16 protein-coding genes are annotated in these 23,147 nt (G+C 56.1%); 10 read left to right on the top strand and 6 right to left on the bottom strand.

The features are described 5' to 3' along the window. Positions 1-26: 26 nt before the first annotated feature. From MTX78_RS06365 to uxuA, 3 genes are read right to left on the bottom strand one after another with little or no spacing between them, the layout of a single operon-like run. Positions 27-839, bottom strand: coding sequence for an SDR family NAD(P)-dependent oxidoreductase (locus tag MTX78_RS06365; protein WP_243800939.1), 813 nt, complete (start codon positions 837-839; stop codon positions 27-29). A 35-nt stretch (positions 840-874) separates the two neighbouring features. After that, positions 875-2,977: an alpha-glucuronidase family glycosyl hydrolase gene (locus MTX78_RS06360; RefSeq protein WP_243800937.1), complete on the bottom strand. Its 2,103-nt coding sequence runs from the start codon at positions 2,975-2,977 to the stop codon at positions 875-877. A 24-nt stretch (positions 2,978-3,001) separates the two neighbouring features. Continuing rightward, positions 3,002-4,264 carry a mannonate dehydratase gene (gene uxuA, locus MTX78_RS06355; protein ID WP_243800935.1) on the bottom strand — a complete coding sequence of 421 codons (1,263 nt, stop codon included), beginning with the start codon at positions 4,262-4,264 and terminating at the stop codon, positions 3,002-3,004. Between the two features lie 330 nt (positions 4,265-4,594). Between uxuA and MTX78_RS06350 the strand changes: the two genes are divergently transcribed. Further along, complete coding sequence (locus MTX78_RS06350; RefSeq protein WP_243800925.1) at positions 4,595-5,773, top strand: LacI family DNA-binding transcriptional regulator; 1,179 nt, start codon at positions 4,595-4,597, stop codon at positions 5,771-5,773. A 147-nt stretch (positions 5,774-5,920) separates the two neighbouring features. Here MTX78_RS06350 and MTX78_RS06345 read toward each other — a convergent pair whose 3' ends face one another. Further along, positions 5,921-6,460: a hypothetical protein gene (locus MTX78_RS06345; protein WP_243800923.1), complete on the bottom strand. Its 540-nt coding sequence runs from the start codon at positions 6,458-6,460 to the stop codon at positions 5,921-5,923. Positions 6,461-6,611: 151 nt separating this feature from the next. Here MTX78_RS06345 and MTX78_RS06340 point away from each other — a divergent pair, with 151 nt between their 5' ends. The 4 genes from MTX78_RS06340 (at position 6,612) to MTX78_RS06325 (ending at position 12,092) form a co-directional block, all read left to right on the top strand. Next, positions 6,612-8,690, top strand: coding sequence for a VWA domain-containing protein (locus MTX78_RS06340; RefSeq protein WP_243800922.1), 2,079 nt, complete (start codon positions 6,612-6,614; stop codon positions 8,688-8,690). 201 nt (positions 8,691-8,891) lie between these two features. Further along, positions 8,892-10,025, top strand: a complete 1,134-nt coding sequence (locus tag MTX78_RS06335) for an MBL fold metallo-hydrolase (protein WP_243800920.1) — start codon at positions 8,892-8,894, stop codon at positions 10,023-10,025. Between the two features lie 63 nt (positions 10,026-10,088). Then, entirely contained in the window at positions 10,089-10,991 is a 903-nt protein-coding gene (locus MTX78_RS06330; RefSeq protein WP_243800919.1) for a pseudouridine synthase, read from the top strand. Between the two features lie 141 nt (positions 10,992-11,132). Continuing rightward, on the top strand, positions 11,133-12,092 hold the full coding sequence (locus tag MTX78_RS06325; RefSeq protein ID WP_243800917.1) for an alpha/beta hydrolase: 960 nt from the start codon (positions 11,133-11,135) through the stop codon (positions 12,090-12,092). A 17-nt stretch (positions 12,093-12,109) separates the two neighbouring features. Here MTX78_RS06325 and MTX78_RS06320 read toward each other — a convergent pair whose 3' ends face one another. After that, complete coding sequence (locus tag MTX78_RS06320) at positions 12,110-14,899, bottom strand: glycoside hydrolase family 2 protein (protein ID WP_243800915.1); 2,790 nt, start codon at positions 14,897-14,899, stop codon at positions 12,110-12,112. A gap of 484 nt (positions 14,900-15,383) precedes the next feature. On the opposite strand from MTX78_RS06320, the gene dnaK reads away from it, so the two are divergent. Together dnaK and MTX78_RS06310 are read left to right on the top strand one after the other, a co-directional pair. Then, complete coding sequence (gene dnaK / locus MTX78_RS06315) at positions 15,384-17,330, top strand: molecular chaperone DnaK (RefSeq protein ID WP_243800913.1); 1,947 nt, start codon at positions 15,384-15,386, stop codon at positions 17,328-17,330. An 83-nt stretch (positions 17,331-17,413) separates the two neighbouring features. Next, the gene (locus tag MTX78_RS06310; protein WP_243800912.1) at positions 17,414-18,148 is read left to right on the top strand and encodes a hypothetical protein; all 735 of its coding nucleotides are present in this window, start codon (positions 17,414-17,416) and stop codon (positions 18,146-18,148) included. A 329-nt stretch (positions 18,149-18,477) separates the two neighbouring features. Here the strand turns inward: MTX78_RS06310 and MTX78_RS06305 are convergent, their stop codons facing one another. After that, positions 18,478-19,635, bottom strand: a complete 1,158-nt coding sequence (locus MTX78_RS06305) for an endonuclease/exonuclease/phosphatase family protein (RefSeq protein WP_243800911.1) — start codon at positions 19,633-19,635, stop codon at positions 18,478-18,480. 216 nt (positions 19,636-19,851) lie between these two features. Here MTX78_RS06305 and MTX78_RS06300 point away from each other — a divergent pair, with 216 nt between their 5' ends. From MTX78_RS06300 to MTX78_RS06290, 3 genes are all read left to right on the top strand, one after another. Continuing rightward, complete coding sequence (locus MTX78_RS06300) at positions 19,852-20,469, top strand: MarC family protein (protein WP_243800910.1); 618 nt, start codon at positions 19,852-19,854, stop codon at positions 20,467-20,469. A 74-nt stretch (positions 20,470-20,543) separates the two neighbouring features. Further along, positions 20,544-21,575, top strand: coding sequence for a uroporphyrinogen decarboxylase (hemE, locus tag MTX78_RS06295; RefSeq protein ID WP_243800908.1), 1,032 nt, complete (start codon positions 20,544-20,546; stop codon positions 21,573-21,575). Positions 21,576-21,657: 82 nt separating this feature from the next. Further along, positions 21,658-23,085 (top strand): hypothetical protein, encoded by a 1,428-nt coding sequence (locus MTX78_RS06290; protein WP_243800907.1) that lies wholly within the window; start codon positions 21,658-21,660, stop codon positions 23,083-23,085. Positions 23,086-23,147: the final 62 nt, after the last annotated feature.

The raw sequence follows: 23,147 nt of genomic DNA, 5'->3' as shown, positions 1-23,147 counted from the left end.
GGATTTTATGGTAAAGTTTTTAAAAATTAAAAGCCTATGGAATTGCCACCATCCACGGGTAGGGAAGCCCCCGTGATGTACCGTGCCGCTTCCGAGGCCAAGAAAACAGCTGCATGACCGATGTCTTGCGGTTGACCGAATTTGCCCATGGGTGTGCGGCGCATAGCCCGGTCGCGGCGGTCAGGGTCGGAGTTCATGGCCTTGCGGCTCATCTCGGTTTCAATGAATCCTGGTGCAATTGCGTTTACCCGCACATTGTCTTTGGAAAACTCCGAAGCCAGCACTTTCACAATGCCTTCCACCGCCGACTTGGACGCCGCATAAGCCACTACCCGGTCGATGCCGTAGTAAGCCGCCATCGAGGATATCATCAGAATAACCCCGCTGCGGCGGGCTACCATGCGCTTGCCACAAGCCCGGGTCAAGGCAAATACTGCATTCAAATTGGTTTGAATGATGCGGTTGAATTCATCATCGGTTACCTCCAGCGCTGGCTTTTTCATGTTCACCCCGGCATTATTGACCAGGATGTCCAGCGGGCCATAAGTGGCTTCAATATGCGCCACAAGTCCTTCCAGTTTGTCTAGCTCGCAGACGTCGTTGGTGAGGTAATGCACTGATTCGCCGAGGTCGGCTACGGCATCCTGCAACACCCCTTCGCGGCGCCCCGTGATGATGACGGTGGCACCAGCCACAGCCATGCAGCGGGCTATTTCCAGACCAATACCCGTGCCCCCGCCGGTAACAAGGGCAAGCTTGCCTTCCAGTGAAAAAGGGTTGGGCTGATGCAGTCCGTTGGGTTGAGTATCAGTGGTGGGAAAAGACTCGAGATGTGACATAAAGCAGGAAATAAGAAGCCGGGAGGAGTAGAAGATTAACGCAGCTGGTAGATATCCACTATCTCCTTGACCTCGGTTAGAGGGCGAGTGGGTGGCGTAAGACCAGAGGGTAGCGGCTGCCGCGAAAAAGTTTGGAAGTAAAGCACGCACGCATCGCGCCACCACAGCGCCTCGCGGTGCTGGATGCGCAGACGGGAAGCAACATCGGTGTACAGTTCCGGGTCGAGGGCAGGCTTGGCTTGCTCCCATTGCCGCTGCATCCAGAGCACCGAATCGGCGCCGGAATAGTAGCGGGTGCATAGTTCGTTCCAAAGGGTGCGGCCAGTGCTAAGCTGCTGCTTCCATCCCACGTGGTGGAACCATAACAGGTAATCGGGGGGGCAAGTAGCGGGGTTGCCCCACAACTGACGCACGCCGGGCGCATACAACGCCAAGGCATTGGAGCCGCGTGCTGTCCGGTCGAAACCCAAACCAGCTGAATCGGCCTTGTGGTAATACACCGAGGTCCAGTCGGGCCGGGCGCTCTGCGAAAGCCAAGGCTCCGGGCCATAATGGATGCTCTGCCCCATGATGTGGTGCAAGCCCAGCGGCGTAGTGTAGCGCACATAGATGTTGCGCGACTGATTAAGTACCTGCGTGATGCTAGCTACAGCCGTAGGTTCGCGGGTTAGGGTCATGCGCGTCCATTCCTCACTAATAGCCGCCGAACTCAGGGTATGGTCCCAGGCGAGGCGGCCGTAAGCATACCAGTTGGCCTGCCCTACTGGGTGGCCGGTCCAGTTGCGGTCCGAGCCGATATTGGCTACGCCGGCAATGCCACTAACGCTGTGCTTCTCCAGGCTGCCGTCCACTACTTTCGCCACTGTGGAGCCAGGTCCTTGGGTGTGCGTGTCGGCTTCCAGGCATTCCTTGATAAGGGGCCCCAGATACACTAGGTGTGTCGCAAACCCTAAGTATTCTTGCGTGAGTTGTACTTCCAGCACCAGCGGGGTGCGGGGCATGGCCCCAAACAGCGGGTGGAACGGCTCGCGCGACTGAAAATCGATGGGGCCGTTTTTCACTTGCACCAGCACTTTCGGGGCAAACTTGCCGTCGAGTGGTTGGAACTCCTGATAGGCTTCTTTGAACCGGTCGCCCTTGGAATTAGCTTTATATACAAAGGCCCGCCACATCACTACGCCTTCGTGCTGGCCCAACGCCTCAGCCAACATATTGGCTCCGTCGGCGTGGTTGCGGCCGTAGTCTTGCGGACCAGGCTCCCCTTCCGAGTTAGCTTTCACCAGAAAGCCTCCGAAATCGGGGATGGTTTTATAGATTTCGTTGGTCCGAGCGGTCCACCACTGCTTAACCTTGGGGTCGAGCGGGTCCGACGTCGGCAGGCCGCCAATTACTTTAGGCGCAGCCCACAGCACGGAGAGGTACACCTTGATGCCATAAGGCCGGAGCACCCCCGCCACGGCGGCTACCTTTTGCAGGTATTCGGTGGTGAGGTAGCGGGCGCTGGCGTTTACGTTGTTGAGCACTACGCCATTGATGCCAATAGAGGCATTGGCGCGAGCATAATCCTGGTAGCGTGGGTCAATGCGCTCGGGCAGTTCGTACCACTTCCACATAGAGGAACCCGCGTAGCCGCGCTCTACGGTGCCGTTGGGGTTGTCCCAGTGGTTGAGCAGGCGGTACTGAATGCGGGGCTGGCTGCTTAAACTTAGGTTGCCAGGGCGCTGCCCGGTTTGCACGTGGCGGAGCAAGGCATAGCACCCGTAGAGCACAGCCGCATCCGTAGGCCCCGTGATTTCCAATCCGTTTTTTTGCGTGGATACCCGGTATCCTTCTTTGCCAAGAGCCGGATTGGGGGCCACCCGCAACCGAATTTGTCCTTTGCCGCCTGCCTTATTTCCCACGGCCACTGGCTGCCCTAGCAGGCCCTGCAATCCAAGTTGCAGTTCGTTGGCAGCCGTTTGCAGCGTAGGCGTGGCCGCCGATTCCAGTACTATGCCCCGTGCTTGCCCCTGCCACGCTTTGCGCAGGCCAGCGTCAGAAAGCTGATCATATTTCAGCCATAGACGGTAGCCATCATCGGCACGCCCGAGGGTTGGGGCTGCAATGAGAAGCAGTAGCAGTAGGGAGCGAAGTAGCATAGGTGGGAAGGCGGGGCGGGGCAATTAAACGAAGCGAGGCACGTAGGATTCGGAGCGGAGACTACCCGGTGGGTTCTTTTCTGCGGCTAGCAAACTGCGGCGGATACCTAGCTCCAAACCGCGCAGCTCAGCCAGCCCGCGTAGCCGCCCGATGGCGGAGTATCCAGGGTAAGTTCTTTTGCCACTGGTCAGGTCGTCGAGCATCTGGTGGCCATGGTCGGGGCGCATGGGCAAGTGGGGGTTGGCGTTGCCGTTGCGGGCCCGCTGTAGTTCTTCTTCTACCAGCGCCCGCACCACCGCGTACATGTCCACATCGCCGGTCAGGTGGTCGGCCTCGTGGAAATTGCGCGGGTTTTCTTCGCGTTTAGTGGCCCGCAGGTGTACGAAGTGAATCCGGTGGCCGAGGCGCCGAACCATGCCAGGTAAGTCGTTATCGGAGCGCACGCCTAATGAGCCCGTGCAAAAGGTCAGGCCATTCACCGGCGAGTTGTACGCACTGTACAACCCCAGCAGGTCGGCTTCGGTGCTTACCACGCGGGGCAAACCGAGCAGCGGGTACGGCGGATCGTCGGGGTGAATGCACAGGTTCACACCTACTTCTTCGGCTACTGGCCCTATCTCGCGCAAAAAGTAATATAGGTTTTCGCGGAGCTGCTTGGCATCAATAGCCGCGTACTCATTGAGCAGGCTCTGGAAATTATCAAGCTTGAATGCTTCCTCGGAACCAGGCAGGCCTAATAGTACGGTGTTGGTGAGTTCCGCGCGCTCAGTGTCCGACATAGCGGCAAACTGCTCGTGGGCGGCGCTTACTACCGCTGGCTCATAATCAGCCTCGGCAGTGGGGCGGCGCAGAATGCACAAGTCGAAGACGGCAAAGTCCTGCCACACAAAGCGCAGAGCCCGTGAGCCATCTGGCATTTCGTAGCTGAGGTTGGTGCGCGACCAGTCCAGCACGGGCATGAAATTGTAGCACACCGTGCGGATGCCGCAGGCCGCCAAGTTGCGCAACGACTCCTTATAGTTGTTGATGTACTGCGTGCGCGAGGGCAAGCCTTTCTTGATGTCTTCGTGCACAGGCAAGCTTTCCACTACCACCCAGTGCAACGGCGCGTAGCGCGCGTTGTCGGCCTCAATTAGCTGCTGGCGCTCCTGAATGGCTTCCACAGGCCAAACAGCCCCTACCGGCAGTTGGTGCAGGGCGGTAACTATGCCAGCACAGCCTGCCTGACGAATCGAAAACAGCGACGTTGGGTCCTGAGGCCCGAACCAGCGCATCGTGTGCAGCATGGAGAAAATATAGCGGAAAATTACAATCAATTGATTGTTTCACCAGTATCAAGCAGAAGAACACTGGAAAAACCGTTTAGCCCCCGTAAGAGCTACCTGCTCTCGAATATAAAAGAGCGATTCTCATTTTCACGCATCCAAAAACCCCCTTAACGCGCTGTTTTACAAATAAAAATATCGGAAACGTTACCGGAAACGGTTTCGATAGCTATTCTCGAAAGCATGGAGCGGTAAAAATTTTTCGTAGATTATCTTCAAATAATTAAACGATCTTTTTGCTCTCTCCCACCCACTTCTAACCTGGTATTTGATAATAATACCATTTACCATATGATGAAATGCACGAGGTGCCATTCGGCCGATGAGGTGAAGCGTGCAGGGTTTATTCGGGGCCGCCAACGGTTCTTTTGCAAAGCCTGCAACTGTCATTTCACCGACCCGAAGGCACTGCCAGCACCAGAACGCAAGCGCCACCAAACCACCATCAGCGACGTGGCAAAGGTACTAGGTGTTGCGCCGTCTACAGTATCACGAGCCCTCAATGGGCACTCCGACATCAACTCCAATACCCGGCAGGCCATTATTGACGTAGCACGCCAACTCGACTATCAACCGAACCTGCTGGCGCAAAGCTTAAAGAGCAGCGCCACCCACACCATCGGCGTGGTTATTCCCGACATCGAGCGCCCCTTCTTTGCTACAGCCGTGAGTGGCATTCAGCAAGTGGCTGCCGAAGCCGGCTACCGCGTCATGATTTGCCAGTCCAAAGAGTCGTACGACATGGAGGTTAGCAACGTGCAGGCACTGATTGCCAGCCGGGTGGATGGGCTCCTGATTTGCCACTCCCGCGACACCGAGAACTTCGACCACGTAACACAACACGCCAACCGCGGCACCCCCATCGTGCACTTCGACCGGGTGTGCAACGAAGTGGATAGCGCCCAAGTGGTGCTCGACGACTGGGGTGGCGCCTACGCCGTAACCGAACACCTGATTCAGGAAGGGTGCCAGCGCATCGCCATTCTGGCGGGCCCCGAGTCGTTGCTTATCAGCCGGCAGCGCATTAGTGGCCACCAAAGCGCGCTGAAGCGCTACCGCATGCCAATACGGCCAGAGTATGAAGTGCACAGCGACTTTCAGGCTGAGTCGGCGTTGGCGGCGCTTGACACTTGGCTAGCACTGCCTGAGCCGCCCGATGCCATTTTTGCCATCAACTACCGCAACGCCTTCGATATCATGCTGGAACTAAAGCGGCGAGGCCTGCGCGTGCCGCAGGACGTTGCGGTAGTGGGCTTCGGCGACGAGTTTCTGGCGGCCTTAGTAGAGCCAGGCCTCACTACCGTCAACCTGCACCCCTACCGCCTGGGCCAGCACGCCGCCCGCTTGTTTCTGGAACAGATTCAGCAGAGGGACCTTTTCAAGCCCCGCACATTCGTTGTTTCCGGTGACTTAGTTATCCGTCAATCATCCTTGAAAGGCCAAGGGGGCTACTTCCAACTGGAGATTTAGCTTGGTTCAGCGCTAAAGCATCCTATTTCTGTGACGAAGGAGGTACTTTCACCGGTCCAGACGTTCGGCAGCATGGCTTTAGATAACATGCAGTTATACAGTGGTTTACATCATATTAGTCAGCAAAAACCACATAGTGTATATTTTTTACTTGTCGGTCACCCGTATAGGTTTTGCGGCTAATGTGTAAGCCTTCATTACTTGTTTAGCATCTCCAACGGAAAGATATTTCAAATCCATACTTTTTATAACCTCGTCCTCTGAAACTGATGACCTCATCAAGATTACCTTGAACACTTCTTTTTTGATTCTTGAATCAAGGGGTTTCCCCTCACAGTAGGTAGTATATGCTTTCGCCATCATCAACCATATTTCAATCTCGCGGTCTGGGTTTTGATCCTTCTTGAAATCTTCTATCCAATTTTCCCGAGTTGTCGGATCTACTTCTTTAAAAGTCTCGACTAAGTAGTCTACTTTCCCTAGTTGCGCATTGGAAAGTGAGTCTCGCAGAATAGGACCAGCCTGAATTTTATTTACATCACTCCATGTTCCTGTACTCTTGTTGTCTTGATTTTGACAGGCTTGTAATAGAGCTACAATAGCTAACGTGTATATTTTTTTCACTTGAACAATAACTTTATAATCAGTAAAAGACGAATAAGAATTACGGGCACAATATATTTTCAAGTAATGAGAGTATACTAATTTATAATAATCTACTCCCCGGCAACTCCCTAACTTAGCCCACGCCGCTCGGCTATAGCAGCGGCCGACCGAAGGCACGCAACTCTACGGCCTGTTTTGGGGTTCTTGGTATTCTCACTCGCTATTCCTGTCTTTGATTTCCGTCGCTGCTTCTCCCTGGTTTATTCTGCTGTGCCTGGCTGTGGGCGCGGGCTATGCGGCTCTCCTATATTCGGCTAAGGCTCCGTGGAGCAAGGCACTTAACCTCGGGCTGGCCGCGCTACGTTTCGTGGTGGTGAGCTTGCTGTGCTTTCTGCTGCTCTCGCCCTTCCTTAAAACCACTTCCAATACCACCGAGAAGCCCACGGTGGTACTGGCCGTCGATAACTCACAGTCAGTGGGGCTGTTCACGCCGCCAGCGGTGCTCGGGCAGGCTACTACGGGGTTGCGACAGCTTGCCGAAACGTTGCGCGGCCGCGGCTTCCATGTGGAAACCCGCACCCTCGGCCCCACTGCCGCACGCCCCGTTGCGCCTGACTCGGTGCGCTTTACCGCTGCCGCCACCGACCTAGATGGCCTGCTAACTGGCGTCCGGGAAACGTATGAAGGACGAAACCTGGCGGGGGTGGTGCTGGTGTCGGATGGCATCGTGAACCAAGGCCGCTCGCCGGCTTATTCGGAGTTTAACTTTCCTATTTACTCGGTGGCCGTAGGCGACACGCTGCCCAAAAAAGATTTGAACCTGCCTACCCTGAACTACAACCGGGTGGCGTTCAGCGGCAACAAATTCACAATTGAAGCCGAGGTAACGTATGATGGCTTTGCAGGTAGCACGGCCGTAGTGCAGCTACGCGAAAACGGCCGCGTGCTGCAAACCCAGCGTGTGCGGCTGCCAGTTGGCCAGCGGCGCACCAAAACTACGTTTACGCTAGTAGCGCCTGCCCCTGGCAAGCGCCGCTACGAAGTGGTGGTGGAAAAGCAGGCCGGCGAGTTTACGCCCCTCAACAACAGCAAGTTTGCTTACATCGAAATTGTGAAAGGCAAGCTGCGCGTCTTGCTAGCCGGCGCGGCCCCTCACCCCGACCTGAAAGCCTTGCGTGCCGCCATTCAGCAGAACGACAACTTCGACCTGGTCACGTATCTGCCAGGTATCAGTCCGCTGAAAAGCCAGGACTACGATGTGGCTATTCTACACCAGCTACCTGCTCGTGGGGGCGAGGGGGCAGAAGTGCTGGCGCAAGTGAAAAGCCGCCGCATTCCGGCCTTGTACATCTTGGGGGCCCAGTCAGATTTCAACGCTTATAATAGTGTGGGGGCCGGCCTGACGGTGCTACCTAGAGGCTCCCAAACCGATGAGGTAACGCCTGTGCTCAACCCTGGCTTTTCACGGTTCACGTTCGAGGAGGAAGCACTGCGCCGCTTTGCTACGTATCCGCCCGCGTTGGTGCCGTTTGGCGATATACGCCTGAGTGGTGGGGCCGAAGCTGCCCTGTACCAGCAAGTGGGGCGTTTGCGCACACAAAAACCCTTGCTCGTATTTGGTGGTACCCCTGCCCAACGCCAAGCCACCCTACTCACCGACGGGAGTTGGCAGTGGCGTCTACAGGAAGCGGTAGAGCACGAAGACCGACCTGATGCATACGACCGACTTGTGGTTCGCACGCTTCAGCTGCTCACCCAAAACGCCAACAAGAAGCGCCTGGATGTGTATCCTACGCAAGATGTTTTCAGCACCCAGGACGATGTAACGTTCGGCGCAGAAACTTATAACGCTATTTTCGAGCGTACTTACGGCCAGCAAATCACGCTCACCCTCACCGACGAGCAGCAGAAGACCCGGACTTTCAACTATACCAACTCCGAAGACGGCGCCCCGCTACACCTCGGCACGCTGCCGGGCGGCTTCTACCGCTATGCGGCCCGCGCTACCCTCAACGGCCAGCTCCAGCAAGACCGCGGCGAGCTGCTGATTCAGGAGCAACAACTGGAAGCCCTGGATGCCCGCGCCGACCACAATTTGCTTTACCAGCTGGCCCGGCGCAGCAAGTCGCGCCTGTACTATCCGCAGCAGTTCGCCCAACTCACCCAGGATATCCTGAAGGCCGAGTATAAGCCTGTTATCTATTCCAAGGAGGATCTAAAAGAGCTCATCAACCTAAAATGGCTGTTCTTCCTTATCCTGGCCCTCGTGACCATCGAGTGGGCTACCCGCAAGTATTCGGGGGGAGTGTAACGCTAGGGTTTGTCTCCTGTGTACGAGCTTGGAAGCGGCATATGGCAGGTATTTTCCTGGCAATAAACGTTGATTGGGGAGGAAGATGATGGGACTGATAAGGTATAGCGGCGCCTGTTGCGTCTAGGTAGGTGGCTACCATGGCTTGGGCGCCTACCTAGACGGAACAGGCGCCGAAACACGACAAGCCGCCGTACATGCATGAACAACTCCCTAAAGCGTTTTCTCTTGACTACCAGCGGTATTATTGGCGCGCTTCTGCTCGCAGCAGTAGCTTTCACTGGGTTGAGCCCGCAGTTCGGTGGCAAACCCACCGAGGCTGATAAGCAGGCTTACGCAAAGTCCGGGCACTACCAGGATGGAGAGTTTGTGAATCTGGTACCCACTTCTGTCTCAACCGGCCGCAGTTTCGCGGCTACCATGTGGAAGTTTATCTTTCACAAAGACCCGCACGCTACTCCAACCAAACCACTGCCCATGCAGCCGCTGGATTCGCTGGCCATCACGCGCAAAACCCCGGACTTAGTGCGCGTCACGTGGTTCGGGCACTCCGCTAGCCTGGTGGAACTGGCTGGCAAAAACATCTTGCTCGACCCGATGCTTGGCATCGACATGGGGCCAGTTTCATGGGTTACCCCAAACCGCTACAACCCTGCTCTGCCCATCACGCCGCAGCAGTTGCCCCCCATCGATGCCGTCCTGATTTCGCACGACCACTACGACCACCTGGACTACCAGACCATCCAGCTGATCAAAGACAAAGTAGCTTGTTTCTACGTGCCGCTGGGCATCGGGCCGCACTTGCGCAAGTGGGGCGTAGCGCCGGAGCGCATCAAGGAAATGAACTGGGGTGATAGTACCAGCGTGCCGGGCCTAACCGTGGTGTGTACGCCTAGTCGGCATTTTTCGGGCCGGGGCCTCACCAACCGCAACTCCACGCTGTGGAGCTCCTGGGTGCTGAAGTCGGCCACGAAACGCGTTTTCTACAGCGGCGACGGAGGCTACGGTCCGCACTTCAAAGCCATTGGCATCACCCACGGCCCCTTCGACCTGGCGCTCATGGAATGCGGGCAGTACAATGAAGATTGGGCCGAAATTCATATGATGCCCGAGCAAAGCGTGCAGGCGGCTGTAGATGTGCGCGGGAACGTGATGCTGCCGGTGCACTGGGCTGCTTTCACGGAAGCCAACCACGCCTGGAACGACCCTATTGAGCGGGCCACGGCAGCGGCTATGCGCCAGCACGTACAGATTGCCACTCCGCAGCTCGGTGAGCCGGTAACGCTGGGGGCGGGTCCGCTGCCTAACATGCCCTGGTGGCGTCAGGTGCAATGAGGCTGGAAACCATCCGGCACTCGGAAAGTAGCGAAAGGACTGAAAGGCGCGTAACTTTGCACTATGCGCTACATCCTGGTCAACAAACCCTACGAAGTCCTCACCCAATTCACCGACGAGCAAGGCCGCGCCACGCTTAAAGACTTCGTAGCCATTCCCAATATTTATCCTGTTGGCCGGCTGGATTTCGACTCCGAAGGCCTAGTACTGCTCACCGACGACAAGCAACTTCAGCATCGCCTCTCCGAACCCCGTTTTAAAGTAGCGAAAACCTACTGGGTGCAAGTGGAAGGCGTGCCTACCGAAGAAGCCCTGGAAACCTTGCGCCGCGGCGTTGACATCAAGAGCGGCTTCACCTCCCCTGCGCAGGCGCGCTTGCTACCCCATGATACCGAGCTATGGGCCCGCAGCAAGCCGGTACGTTTCCGTGCCAACATCCCAACCAGCTGGGTGGAAATAACCATTTCGCAGGGTATGAACCGCCAGGTGCGCAAAATGACGGCCGCTGTAGGCTTCCCTACCCTGCGCCTGGTGCGAGTCGGCATTGCCGACCTGCGGGTGGAAGGCCTCGACCCCGGCAAATGGCGCGAGCTAACCGACCAGGAAGTGCAGGCGCTTAAAGAAGATATGGCTGCTCAAACCGCAGCCGCGGGCACGTTCAAAACCCCTGGCAAAGCCGAAACCTTCTGGCCTGGTGGCATTCGGCCCGCAAGTGCCAAACCTGGTCAAAATAGCGCTGGTGGTTACAGCCGTGGTGGCTTCGGCAAGGCTGGCGACGCCAAATCAGCCGGCGCTGATGGTCGTTCGGCGGGCACCCGTGGCTCGGGCCGCAACAGCAGCGGAGGCACGTTCAAAGCGAAACCCACTGGTGGCAAGCCCGCCAGCGGCAACGTGAAAACGCCCGGTAAAACCGGCAGCAAGCCCGGCCCCAAGTCGGCGGGGCGTGGTGCCGCCAAGCGTAAGTAAGGCGCTAGCGTGCTACTTGCTTGTTGGTGGGCCGCCTTCTAGAAAGCCCGGAGACTAGTGTTGCCTCAAACGAGGAGTAAGGCCGGTCTTCGGGCTTGTGTGTAGTTACTTATTCTGCATTCAGTAAACTCAGCTACTCCAATGGCCCCCTTGCTTACGCAAACATCCCAACGCCTCCGCAAGTTGCTTGTGCTAACGGGGGCGGCAGTGTTGCTGTTGAATGCGGTAGCGTTTTTTCACGCGTGGCGGTTCACGCATTTCATCACTGAACCTGGCGCACGCACCAGCAACCCCGAAAAGCTTACGTCCTTTCAGAAGTTCGGTGTGTTGCTCACCGGGCTCAAGAACCCGAAGCCCCGCAACCATACCACCCCTGCTTTCCCGTACGCCACTATCTACCTCGGTAGTCCGAATGGCCGCCTGGAAGCTTGGTACGGGCCGGTTGCTCGTCCGCGCGGCACGGTGGCGTTGTTTCATGGCTACACCAGCTGCAAAAGCAAGCTCCTGACCGAAGCTGCCTACTTCCGCCGCCTCGGCTACTCGGTGCTGCTCACCGATTTTGCGGGCAACGGAGGTTCCGCCGGCAATGTCTGCACGGTAGGCCACCATGAAGCTGCCGATGTAGCCGCCGTGACGCGCTGGCTGCAACGGCAACCCGGCTCCGTGATTCTCTATGGCAATTCGATGGGGGCCGAAGCCATTCTGCGCGCCGAAAGTGAGTTGGGCGTGCGCCCCACCGCCAACGTGGTGGAATGCCCCTACGGGAGCATGCTGCAAACGGCGCAGAACCGCTTCCACTCCATGCACCTGCCCACTTTTCCGCTGGCCAACTTGCTGGTGTTTTGGGGCGGCGTGCAAAATAGCTTTTGGGCTTTCGATTTAAATGCCACGCGCTTCGCCACCCGCATCAACACCCCTACCCTGCTGCTATGGGGCGCCGCCGACCCGCGCGTCACTCGCTCTGAAACCGATGCCATCTTCGCTAACCTGCGCGGCCCCAAGCAACGCCAGGACTTCCCAGGTTCCGGCCATGAGCCGTACTGGTGGAAAAACAAACCTCTGTGGGAGCAAACTATAGCCGGCTTCCTAGAGAAGCAGTAACGCACATCCTGCCTTGCCTACCGAAAGTTGAAATACAGCACACCCTGTTGAAAATCGGTGTGGCCATTGGCGGTGGTGATATTTTGCTGGCTCATAGGCCCTAATTCCACGGCTTTTTGGCTTTTGGTGCCAATGGCGCTGATGCCGTGCAGAAAAGAGATGCCGCCCGCCTCCGGGAACGGGGCCACGGAGTTGGTTTTAGCTGCGAACTTGGGCACAGCCGGGTTGAGCATGTGCAGGTAGAGGTTGTCGCTTCCCGATAGCACCGTGAAATCAGCTTCCCGCGTGCGCACGCGGGCCCCATAGAAATTGGCGTAGTAGCCCTTGAACTCGGGGTACAGCCAAGTTTCCCCGGTCACGGTGTTGTTGTAGGTTTTATTCCAGGAGTTGAGCGTAGTGCCTTTGAGGCGGTTTTTCCACACCCGATAAGGGCCATCAGCCAGCAGTTGCATACCTGTTACTTGCGCTTCCGGGTAGCTGAACGTAACTCCCATCAGCTCCCGCGAACCGCCTTGCTGGTACTGATAGCGTAGTTCCAACCACCCCGATGGATGCATGATCCACTTCACGCCGAACCGATCCTTGCCAGCGTAGCGCGCTTCCACCACGTGGGTACCTAGCGTGTCGGTGTGGCGTAGGCGTTGAAACTGCGCATCGGTGTCGAGCAGCACGGGGCCGTTGGTGAGCGAAATAACCTTTTTCGCGTTCCGGACGCGTTGTAGCAGCCCGGTTTTCTTGCTTATCGTTACTTCCACGCCGTTGGCGGTTATGGTCACCTGGTCGGCGTCTTCTTGCGCTGTTACGGGGCCAGTGCCCTTACTCACCAGCCGGTTGGCTACTTGCTCGGGCCGGGAAATCGGCCACGACCAGGTATAGATTTCCCGGCCGTATTGGTCATGGGCGGTTAGGTAGAGCACGTCGTAACTTTCCCAGCCCGTAGGCAGTGGGATGCTGAGCATGCCGCTCGTTTGGGGCAGCAGGTTGGGCGCGGGCGCCGTACCGGTAAGCACGGTCGTGTCGGCAAGGTTCAGGCTGCCGAACTTCTTGAGCTTCCAGTTGAACTTGCACTGGGCTAGGTTGGTGTAGTGGTAGCGGTTCTCGATGGCCAGCTTACCGTCGAACTGGGGGGTGAGGTAGCGTTTTGGGAAGAAGATGGGCGCCCATATTTCCTTGATGGTAAAGAAGCTAGCTTCTTTCTCGCGGTAAGGACCCAGAATACCATCGGCGGCGGAATTGCCTTTGGTGTCCAACTCGCCCTTTTGATCAACCCGCACCACGGCTTGGTCGCAGAAGTCCCAGAGGAAGCCCCCGGCGGAGTTAGGACGGCTGCGCATCAGGTTCCAGAAATCGTCGAGGCCGGCGCCGTGGCCGCCGTCGTAAAGGCCATGCAGGAACTCGGTAGGAAAGAACACGTCAGCGCCATTGAAAAACGTGTTCAGGCCGTAGTTGTAGCCGATGTAATGCGCTGTGTTCATACCGTTGACGTTGATCCAGGGATGAATCACGGGGCGGTTTTGCGGGTCGTACTTCGGATAGTCGGGCAGCAGGTCGTAGTTGAAGCCCCCTTCGTTGCCGTTGGCCCACAGCACAATGCTGGGGTGGTTGACGTCGCGCAGCACCAGTTCTTTCACCAGCTTGCGGCCCACTTCGGTATCGTAAGGCGGATACTGCCAGCCGGTCAGCTCGTCAATCACGAACAGCCCCAGCGAGTCGCACACTTGCAGGAAATGCTCGTCGGGCGGGTAATGCGACATGCGCACGGCGTTCATGTTCATGTCCTTCATCAGGTTCACGTCCAGCTCACTGATGCGCCGGCTGGTGGTGCGCCCCGAAGTCGGCCAGTACGAGCCCCGGTTGACGCCCTTGAATAGGATGCGCTGCCCATTCACGTAAAACCCGTCGCGCCGGCGCAGCTCCACGGTCCGAAAGCCGAAGGTTTCGGTGGTGGTGTGCAGCGTGCTGGCTCCGCTTTTCAACGTCACTTCCACGCGGTACAGGTTGGGAGCCTCCGGCGACCAAAGCGCCGGGTTCTGGAACTGCTCTTGTAGCTGTACCACAGTGCTACCCACCGGCACAGTACTCGTAAGCGGCGCTCCTACGGGTTGCCCCGCCCGGGTTTTCACCTGAGCTTGCACCGTAGTGGCCGTTTTAATTCCAGTTATGTAGGCATCAAGCCGGAACGAACCGTCAGCTTTGGCATCGAGGGCGAGGCGTTCCAGGTGCTCTTCCGGGTACGCTTCCAGAAATACCGGCCGGAAAATGCCGCCGAAGATCCAGAAGTCCGCCGTGCGTTCGGCCTCATTAACCGTCTTGTTGGCGGATACTTTATGAACGGTTACTTCCAGCTTGTTTTTCTGGCCCACCTTCAGTAGGGGCGTAATGTCATAGCGGAAGCGGTAGAACGAGCCTTGGTGGATAGGACCGGCCAGCTGCCCGTTCACTTTCACCTCAGTATCGGTCATGGAACCATCAAACACCAGAAAAATGCGCTTCTGCTTCCACGTAGCGGGCACCGAGAAGGTGCGCCGGTAGAGGCCGGCTTCCTGCGGGTCTTCCTTGCCAAAGCCGTAGTTGAATGTACCAAAACCCTGCGTTTCCCAATTGGAAGGCACCCCGATTTTAGTCCACTTACCACTGTTGCGGCCACGCGTGCACATGAAATCCCACTTCACAGGGTCGTCTTTGCCACGGCCTGAGAGGTACTGGAGTTGGGTGGTTTGGGCCAGGGCAGCGGAGCCAACCAGACAAAGAATACTTAGTATAATGTTCGCAACTACTTGTCTGATTGCTTTTTGGCTTGCCTTCATTGTTATGAACAGACTTATTTTGCCAAGCAAGTGGCTGTACTTGGCAGGGTGCAGAGCAGAAAGAATGGCAATGGGAAGTGACAAAGGAATTTCAATATACTGTCTTACTCTTGTTCTATATAACGCCCCTTCCCAAGGAACATACTCGCATCTGCCACCCGAAACCAGCGGAAAAGTCTGATTCCATCTCAGGTGGACTACTACTTGCTGATAATTAGCTGACAAGGCTTGGGGTACGTTCTCGATGGGTGCCAGAAGCTACATCAGCCGCAGGCGAGGAGAAACCAGAAGTCGGAATATCTGTCGGATGCAGTTCAGCGGAAAAGTCAGTACGGCGGATGATCCGGGTGGTGTGCCTTCAAAAATGACAATCTGTCACAAATAAAGCACTTTGCCGGGGCTGGTACGAGCCTTGTAATTCCCCCCGTGCGAATGATTCGCAGCTACAACCTGACACCTCAACTACTACATAACAACCATTCAAATGGGCAAAATAATCGGTATTGACCTCGGCACCACCAACTCGTGCGTGGCCGTAATGGAAGGCAACGAGCCGGTGGTAATTCCGAACAGCGAAGGCCGCCGCACGACTCCTTCTATCGTGGCGTTCCTCGACAATGGTAAAGGTGAGCGGAAAGTCGGTGACCCGGCCAAGCGTCAGGCCATTACCAACCCCACCAACACCATCCAGTCGATCAAGCGTTTCATGGGTCGCGCCTTCGGAGAAGTAACCGAAGAAGCGAAAAACGTGTCCTACGCGCTAGAGCGTGGTTCTAATAGCACGGTAGCCGTGAAAATTGGCGACCGTCAATATACTCCGCAGGAGCTTTCAGCTATGGTGCTTCAGAAGATGAAGCAGACTGCTGAAGACTACCTCGGCCAGACTGTAACCGAGGCCGTTATTACGGTTCCGGCTTACTTCAACGACGCCCAGCGCCAGGCTACTAAAGAAGCCGGTGCTATTGCAGGCCTCGATGTAAAACGCATCATCAACGAGCCGACTGCCGCTGCCTTGGCATATGGCCTAGATAAAAAGCACACCGACCAGAAGATTGCCGTGTACGACCTTGGTGGTGGTACCTTCGATATCTCCATCCTGGAGCTCGGCGACGGTGTATTTGAAGTACTTAGCACCAACGGTGACACCCACCTCGGTGGTGACGACTTCGACCAAGTAATCATCAACTTCCTGGCCGAGACGTTCGCCAACGAAAACGAAGGCCTTGACCTGCGCAAAGACGCTATGGCTCTTCAGCGCCTGAAAGAAGCTGCTGAGAAAGCTAAAGTAGAGTTGTCTTCGTCGACTGAGACGGAAATCAACCTGCCGTACGTAACGGCTACGGCTTCGGGCCCCAAGCACTTGGTGGTAAAATTGAGCCGCGCCAAATTCGAGCAACTAGCTGACAGCTTGGTTCGTCGTTCGATGGAGCCTGTGAAGAAAGCCTTGCAAGATGCTGGCTTGAGCACGTCGGATATCAACGAGGTTATCCTTGTAGGTGGTTCGACCCGCATTCCGCGCATCCAGGAAGAAGTGGAGAAGTTCTTTGGCAAGAAGCCTTCGAAAGGTGTAAACCCCGACGAAGTAGTGGCCATTGGTGCTGCTATTCAAGGTGGTGTACTGACCGGCGAAGTGAAGGACGTGCTCCTGCTCGACGTGACCCCGCTTTCGTTGGGCATCGAGACCATGGGCGGCGTAATGACTAAGCTGATCGAGTCGAACACGACCATTCCTACCAAAAAGTCCGAGACGTTCTCAACGGCTTCCGACAACCAGCCTTCGGTTGAGATTCATGTGTTGCAAGGCGAGCGTCCGCTGGCTTCGCAGAACCGCACCATCGGCCGCTTCCACCTCGATTCGATTCCGCCAGCACCCCGCGGTGTTCCACAAATCGAAGTAACCTTCGACATCGACGCCAACGGTATCTTGCACGTATCGGCCAAGGACAAAGGCACTGGCAAAGAGCAGAAAATCCGTATTGAAGCTTCGTCGGGCCTCACCGACGCCGACATCGAGCGGATGCGCAACGAAGCTGCAGCCAACGCCGAAGCTGACAAAGCGGAAACCGAGCGTATCGGCAAGGTAAACGCAGCTGACTCGATGATCTTCCAGACCGAGAAGCAGTTGAAAGAGTACGGCGACAAACTAAGCGCTGGCAACAAAACGGCTGTTGAAAATGCCCTTGGCGACTTGAAGAAGGCCCACGAGAGCAAAGACATCAGCCAGATTGATACCGCTATGGAGGCTATCAATACCGCTTGGCAGGCTGCCTCGCAAGAGATGTACGCCGCTACCCAAGGCGGTGCCGAAGGCCAGCCTGGCGCCGATGGTGGCAACCCCTTCGGTGGTGGTCAGCCCAATGGCAACGGCCAGCAAGGCCAGCCTCACGACAACGTAACCGACGTGGATTACGAAGAAGTAGGCACCAAGTAAGTTGTTGATCAGCAACTTGCTGATTGCTCATATGAAAGGCCCGAAGCGCATTGCTTCGGGCCTTTTTGTTGTTAGCTTTCGACATGAATTTCACCTTTATATTCTTGTTTTTGCTGTTGGCAATCAATACGTTATTTAGCTTTACCCGTGAGTCATCAGTTAAGCTATCATTGACACGAAAGATAGCACTAGCTCCTGCTGTTACCGACACGCTACGCTTCCCAGCCACTTACGCCACGGCGCTGCCCACCTTAACACCCCTGGACCAGTGGGAAAAAGATTACAACCGTTATGAGCGGTTTCTGACACCCAATATCCGACGCACTCAACAGGGCCTTTCATTTGCTAAAAACGGTGTAAAGACGTGGTGGGTTGCTAATTCAGCCAGCCCTCACGCTCAATTGGATACCACCACACGTATTACCAATCCGGACCGGTTGTTAGGCAACTGGCGCACGGTTGCCAACCGTGTTGTTGTACATATCGATTCATTCTCTGTAGCCGACCAAAAAATGTACCGCAGTGCCATTGTGCATGAACTACCTGGCACTGTGGCGTTGACGGTCACCAACCAAAAATTCAGCTTACAGACTGACGAACCGAAAGCCAATCGACTGAATCGAAATTATGCCCTGATTCAGCAGCGTTATCTGCTGTTATATGGTGCATCCAGAGCGGCTGGCAGCGTAGCCCAGATAGGAATGGACCAAGAGGGCCGCCTGTTGCTGCACACCTGCGGTGTGACGGAGCGCAAGGTACCGGGACGCTACCTGACGTACCAGACAATAATTCGTCAGTCTATCTTAACTCGGCAGTAGTGCCCTGCCTGTGGGTGAGTCGTGTAAAATCTGAGGGAACCAAACAGTTCCCACGACAACATAATCGATGTGGATTATGAAGAAGTAGGCATCAAGTAATTGTTGATGGCGAGTTGTTGATTATTAACAAAAAGGCCCGAAGCACATTGCTTCAGGCCTTTTTGTTGTCTAGTAGTTTAGTTGCGTGATAAAGCCAGAGGAAGCCTACCTAAAGCAGCGTTACTAGCTGCCTTGGTTCTTGACGTAGGTGCCATATAGTTTCCCTAAATCACTAAAAAATCCTGGCGGTGCAGCCAGAATTTTTTAGTGATTTAGGGCATAGCTGTTGCCTATGATTTCGAAGAAGATACTTCCTCTGCTTCTTCTACCTCCTGCTCCTCTTCTTCCTCGAAGCCTTCTTGAATTTTTTCGGTGGCCTCTTCATGGTCGTCGGCGTCTGCCTGCTCGGCATTCTCCTTTTGTTCTTCCTTGTCGTGAGGCTCGTAGCTGAGTTTGATGTAGATAGGAAAATGGTCGGACCCTACGTAAGGCAGGCGTTGAATGTCGTCTACTTTAAAATCAGGCGAAACAAACACGTGGTCGAGGGGCCAGCGCAAGACAAAGTGGTCGGCGTGAAACGTAGGGAGGAGGCCGCGGCCTACGCGCGGGTCCATCAGGCCACTTACCCTTCTGAACAGCTCGGAGGTATGGGACCACGCCACATCATTCATGTCGCCGAACACAATGGTTGGTTCTTCATGCTCGTTTATTTCCTTGCCTACCATCAGCAATTCAGCGTCGCGCTTGGTGCTGGTTTTCGACTCGGCGGGAGCTGGTGGTTTGGGGTGCAGGCCGTAGAGGCGTACCCACGTCTTGCCGTCGGGCAGTTGCACGCGGGTATGCAACGACGGCACGTCATCGTCGAGCAGGTATTTCACGTGGCAGCCTTCCAGCGGCAACCGGGAAAAGAACAGCAGGCCATACGTGTTGTCGAGAGGCTCATGACAAGTATACGGATGCGTTTTTTCCAGCGGCTTGAGTTGATCGTGCCACCACTCGTCGGTTTCAACCGCCATGATAACGTCTGGGTCGGATTCCAGCAGAACCGCCAGGGCCATTTCGCTATGCTTGTTGTATTGCAGCACGTTCATCACGGCCAAGCTCAGGTGCCGCTTGCCATCTTTTAGGGTACTGTCGCCGACTTGTTTTTTGACAATGGTTGTGTACGGCGCAATACGCACTGACTGATAAACTACCACTATTCCTAGTGCCGACATGAGGCCTACACCAGCCCAACCGGGTAGTTGATGCCAGTCTAGCAGGAAAGCAGCCCCTACAGCCAGCGCCGTTACTCCCACAATCTGTAGGCGCGGAAAATCGAAAATCCGAATCCACCAAGCCGTTTGGCGGAGCAGCGGCAAAAGAGTAGCTATTATCGATACGATTGCCAAAAAGAACGTTAAACCATGCGCTAATAGAATCCAGAGAGGAGCGTCGAGGGTGGGCACGGGTGAGTGATGAAGGTGTGTGAGAAGGGTGAAGCAGACAACAATGCAGGTGACTTTGCAAGTACCAGGCCATCCATGCTTCAGAAGAGCAGAGCAATGCTCGTCTGTACGCTAGCGCGGCTTCACGGTTGACCTCCCAAACATAACGTTTTCTATAATTGCTGCTTATACCTAGGCCCGTACCTTTGTGCAGCCTTTTATCGGCTTCGCTGCTGCATGGAAATTCTGCTCGCCACCTTTACCACGCTTTTCTCGGTCGTCAATCCGTTCGGGGCGATGCCTGTATTCCTGACTTTAACCGAAGAAGATTCGCCCGCCGAGCGTGCCAATATTGGTCTGCGGGCCTGCCTCTACATGATTGGAGTACTGTCGGTGTCATTTTTCGCGGGGCAGTACGTACTCAACTTCTTCGGCATCAACATTCACCACCTGCGCATTGCGGGCGGTATTTTGCTTATGCGCTCCGCCTTTGATTTGCTCACGCCCGGCGGCAACCGCTCGAAAGTATCGGAAGAGACGCTAGAGGAAAGCATGCACAAAGACGATATTTCTTTCACGCCGCTGGCCATGCCCATGCTGTCGGGGCCGGGCTCCATGGCCGTGTGCATCGGGTTGTTCACTGAAAAGCTGACCTACCTCGATATGGGGTTGATTGTACTAGGCTTTGTGTTCGTGGCGCTGGCCGCCTATATTATCCTGATGTCGTCGTTGCGGCTGACTCGGTTTTTGGGGCGGCCGGGCATGGCGGCATTGGCCCGCATCATGGGTTTTATCACGCTGGCTATCGGCGTGAATTTTCTGGCTACGGCTATTAAGGCACTGTTTCAGGAGTAGCAACTGGTCCCTTACCTGGCAGGCGCTACCTTTGCGGCAGCGAATCAGCGCAATCCGTATAATCTGCAAGATCAGTGCTTAAAAACGACCTCCTCCTCCGGGCCGCCCGCGGCGAAGAAACCGAACGTACTCCCGTGTGGCTGATGCGCCAGGCCGGCCGCATTCTCCCCGAATATCGTGCCCTGCGGGGGCGCCTCAGTGGTTTCAAGGAATTAGTGGAAACCCCCGCTTTGGCTGCTGAAGTCACTATTCAGCCCGTGGACGCGCTGGACGTAGATGCTGCCATCATTTTCTCCGACATCTTGGTGGTGCCCGAAGCCATGGGCCTCACCTACGAAATGGTGGAAGCTAAAGGCCCGCTCTTCCCCGAAACCATTAAGAACGCGCAGGATGTAGCTCGTATGCGCGTTGCCGACCCAGAAGAGCACTTAGGCTACGTGTTGGAAGCCCTGCGCGTAACCAAACGGGCCCTCAACGGCCGGGTGCCGCTCATCGGGTTTGCTGGCGCCCCCTGGACTATTCTGGCGTATATGGTGGAGGGCCACGGCTCGAAAACCTTCAGCAAAGCGCGCCGCATGCTGTACGCGGAGCCCGCCTTAGCCCACGAGCTGCTCGCCAAAATCACCGCCACCACCATTGCCTACCTGAAAGCCCAGGTGGAAGCAGGTGCCAACATCGTGCAGGTATTCGACTCCTGGGCCGGGATATTGCCACCTGCGCACTACCAGGAGTTTAGCACGCGCTACATAGCTGAAATCTGCCGGGCCATTCCCGAAGTGCCCGTAACGGTATTTGCCAAAGGGGCTTTCTGGGCTGTGGAGGAATTCGCGCAGCTCCCCTGCCGCACCATCGGCTTGGACTGGAACCAGGACGCCCGCGCTGTTCGTCCGCTGGTAGGCGACAAAACATTGCAAGGCAACCTCGACCCTTGCGCCCTCTACGGTTCCCGCGAGCAGGTACGCGCCGCCACCATTGCCATGCTCGACCAGTTCGGTCCGCACCGCCACATTGCCAACCTGGGCCACGGCGTCTACCCCGACACCAACCCCGACAACGTGAAGGTGTTTATTGAAACGGTAAAGGAGTATAGCCCAAAACTGCGCTAGTCTTTCGGCCTTGTCTTAACTTATGCTCTTACTGCCGTAGCCCGCTCACCAGCGGGCTACGTTGTGTGTAGCAGAACCCTTTATGCCTCGTTCACAAGTAATACGGTGGGTTGTCTCTCATTACTTGGCGCTGATAGCCGTTGGGCTGGCGCTAGGGCTACTACCGTTTTTGGCGCTATGCCAGTACAACCAACCCTACTTGTGCGATTTTTCAGTGTCCTCGGATACGTTCAATTATGGCATTTGGGGCGCCCAGCCGTATCTTTTTCAGCAATGGTCGGGACGGTACTTTAGCAACTTCCTGCTGTATGTAGCTAACCCGCTGAGTTACCGGTGGCTTGAAGGAGTTAAGTGGGTAGCCGCCATCAGCCAGGTACTGCGTATTGCGGTGCTATATCTGGTTATCCGCCGTCTGACGGGTCAGCAGCTTCGCCGCTCTGAGGCGGGCTTATTTGCTGCCGGCTTAACGTTGGTGTACGTGGCGCTGGCACCGTACCGGTTTTCTGTGCTGTACTATTTCACTGAAATTACTGTGTATCAAGTGGCTACCTGGCTGCTAGTGCTGGTTCCGCTAGCAGTGGAGCGGCTGCACCGGGCTGCTAGTGGTAGGGCCCGAAAAGCCTGGGGAGTGGCCGCTGTTTTGGGCACTATAGCTGCAGCCGGCTCCAATGAGCTTACGTTGGTACAGCTCGGTTGGCTGATGGCCGTGGCAGCAGGGCTGAGCTTGTACCGGCGGCAGTACCGTAGCTTCCAAATCTGGGGGAGCCTAGGTGTGCTTTTGTTACTGTGTGGCACTCTATCGGTGCTGGCGCCAGGCAATACGGCCCGCCAACACCTCGATGGCGCAGTGGCTCCTGCTGCTTCTGTATGGGAAGCTGCTTCGCGTCTGGTGGTGCTGTTGCGCTACTTGTTTGTAGAGCCTGCCATGCTGGTTGTGCCCGTCCTGACGTTGGTGCTGGCACCGGTAGCTGCTCGAACACTGCCAGCCCGGCCACCAGGATTGCAGTTGCCGCTGCTTTTAAGTGCTGTTGTACTGGTAGGCGGCGTAGTGCTAGCTACTGCTCCATATGCCCTGATGCTACCCCGCCCATCTCTATTGCCACGTGCCACCAATGCTATGGTATGGTGGTGGCTGCTCGGCTGGATAGTGGCTGCGTGGGCTAGCTTACCGCCCGCGCCAGCGACAGTACCAACGACCTCGCTAGCAGTGCGCACGTTGGTTGGCGTGGTGCTGCTTGTTATTGTGCTTATACCAAGCGGGCGGGCTTACCTGGATTTGCAGTACGATGCGCCAGCGTATGCGCGCAATTGGGAAGAGCGTTTTCAAGCCTTGCAACGCGCGGGCCACACACCGCACACTCTCCTTCAGGTGCCTCCTCCCCCTCCGTTCACCAACCGGTTCAACTTCCTTCCCCCCGATGACTTGTCCACCATGCCTGAGTTCGGGGTGAATACGCGGCTGGCCACCTGGTTCGGCGTGGACTCAGTGCGGGTAGAAGTATCAAACTAACGATCAGCCACGCGAAGCCAAAAAGTTGTCTTCGGCGTCTACTGGGCAAGGCTTAACAGGTG

This window comes from Hymenobacter tibetensis (assembly GCF_022827545.1).
Taxonomy (GTDB): Bacteria; Bacteroidota; Bacteroidia; order Cytophagales; family Hymenobacteraceae; genus Hymenobacter; species Hymenobacter tibetensis.
The sequence above is the reverse complement of the archived record's forward strand: the minus strand, read 5'-3'. Positions and strand labels throughout refer to the sequence as shown.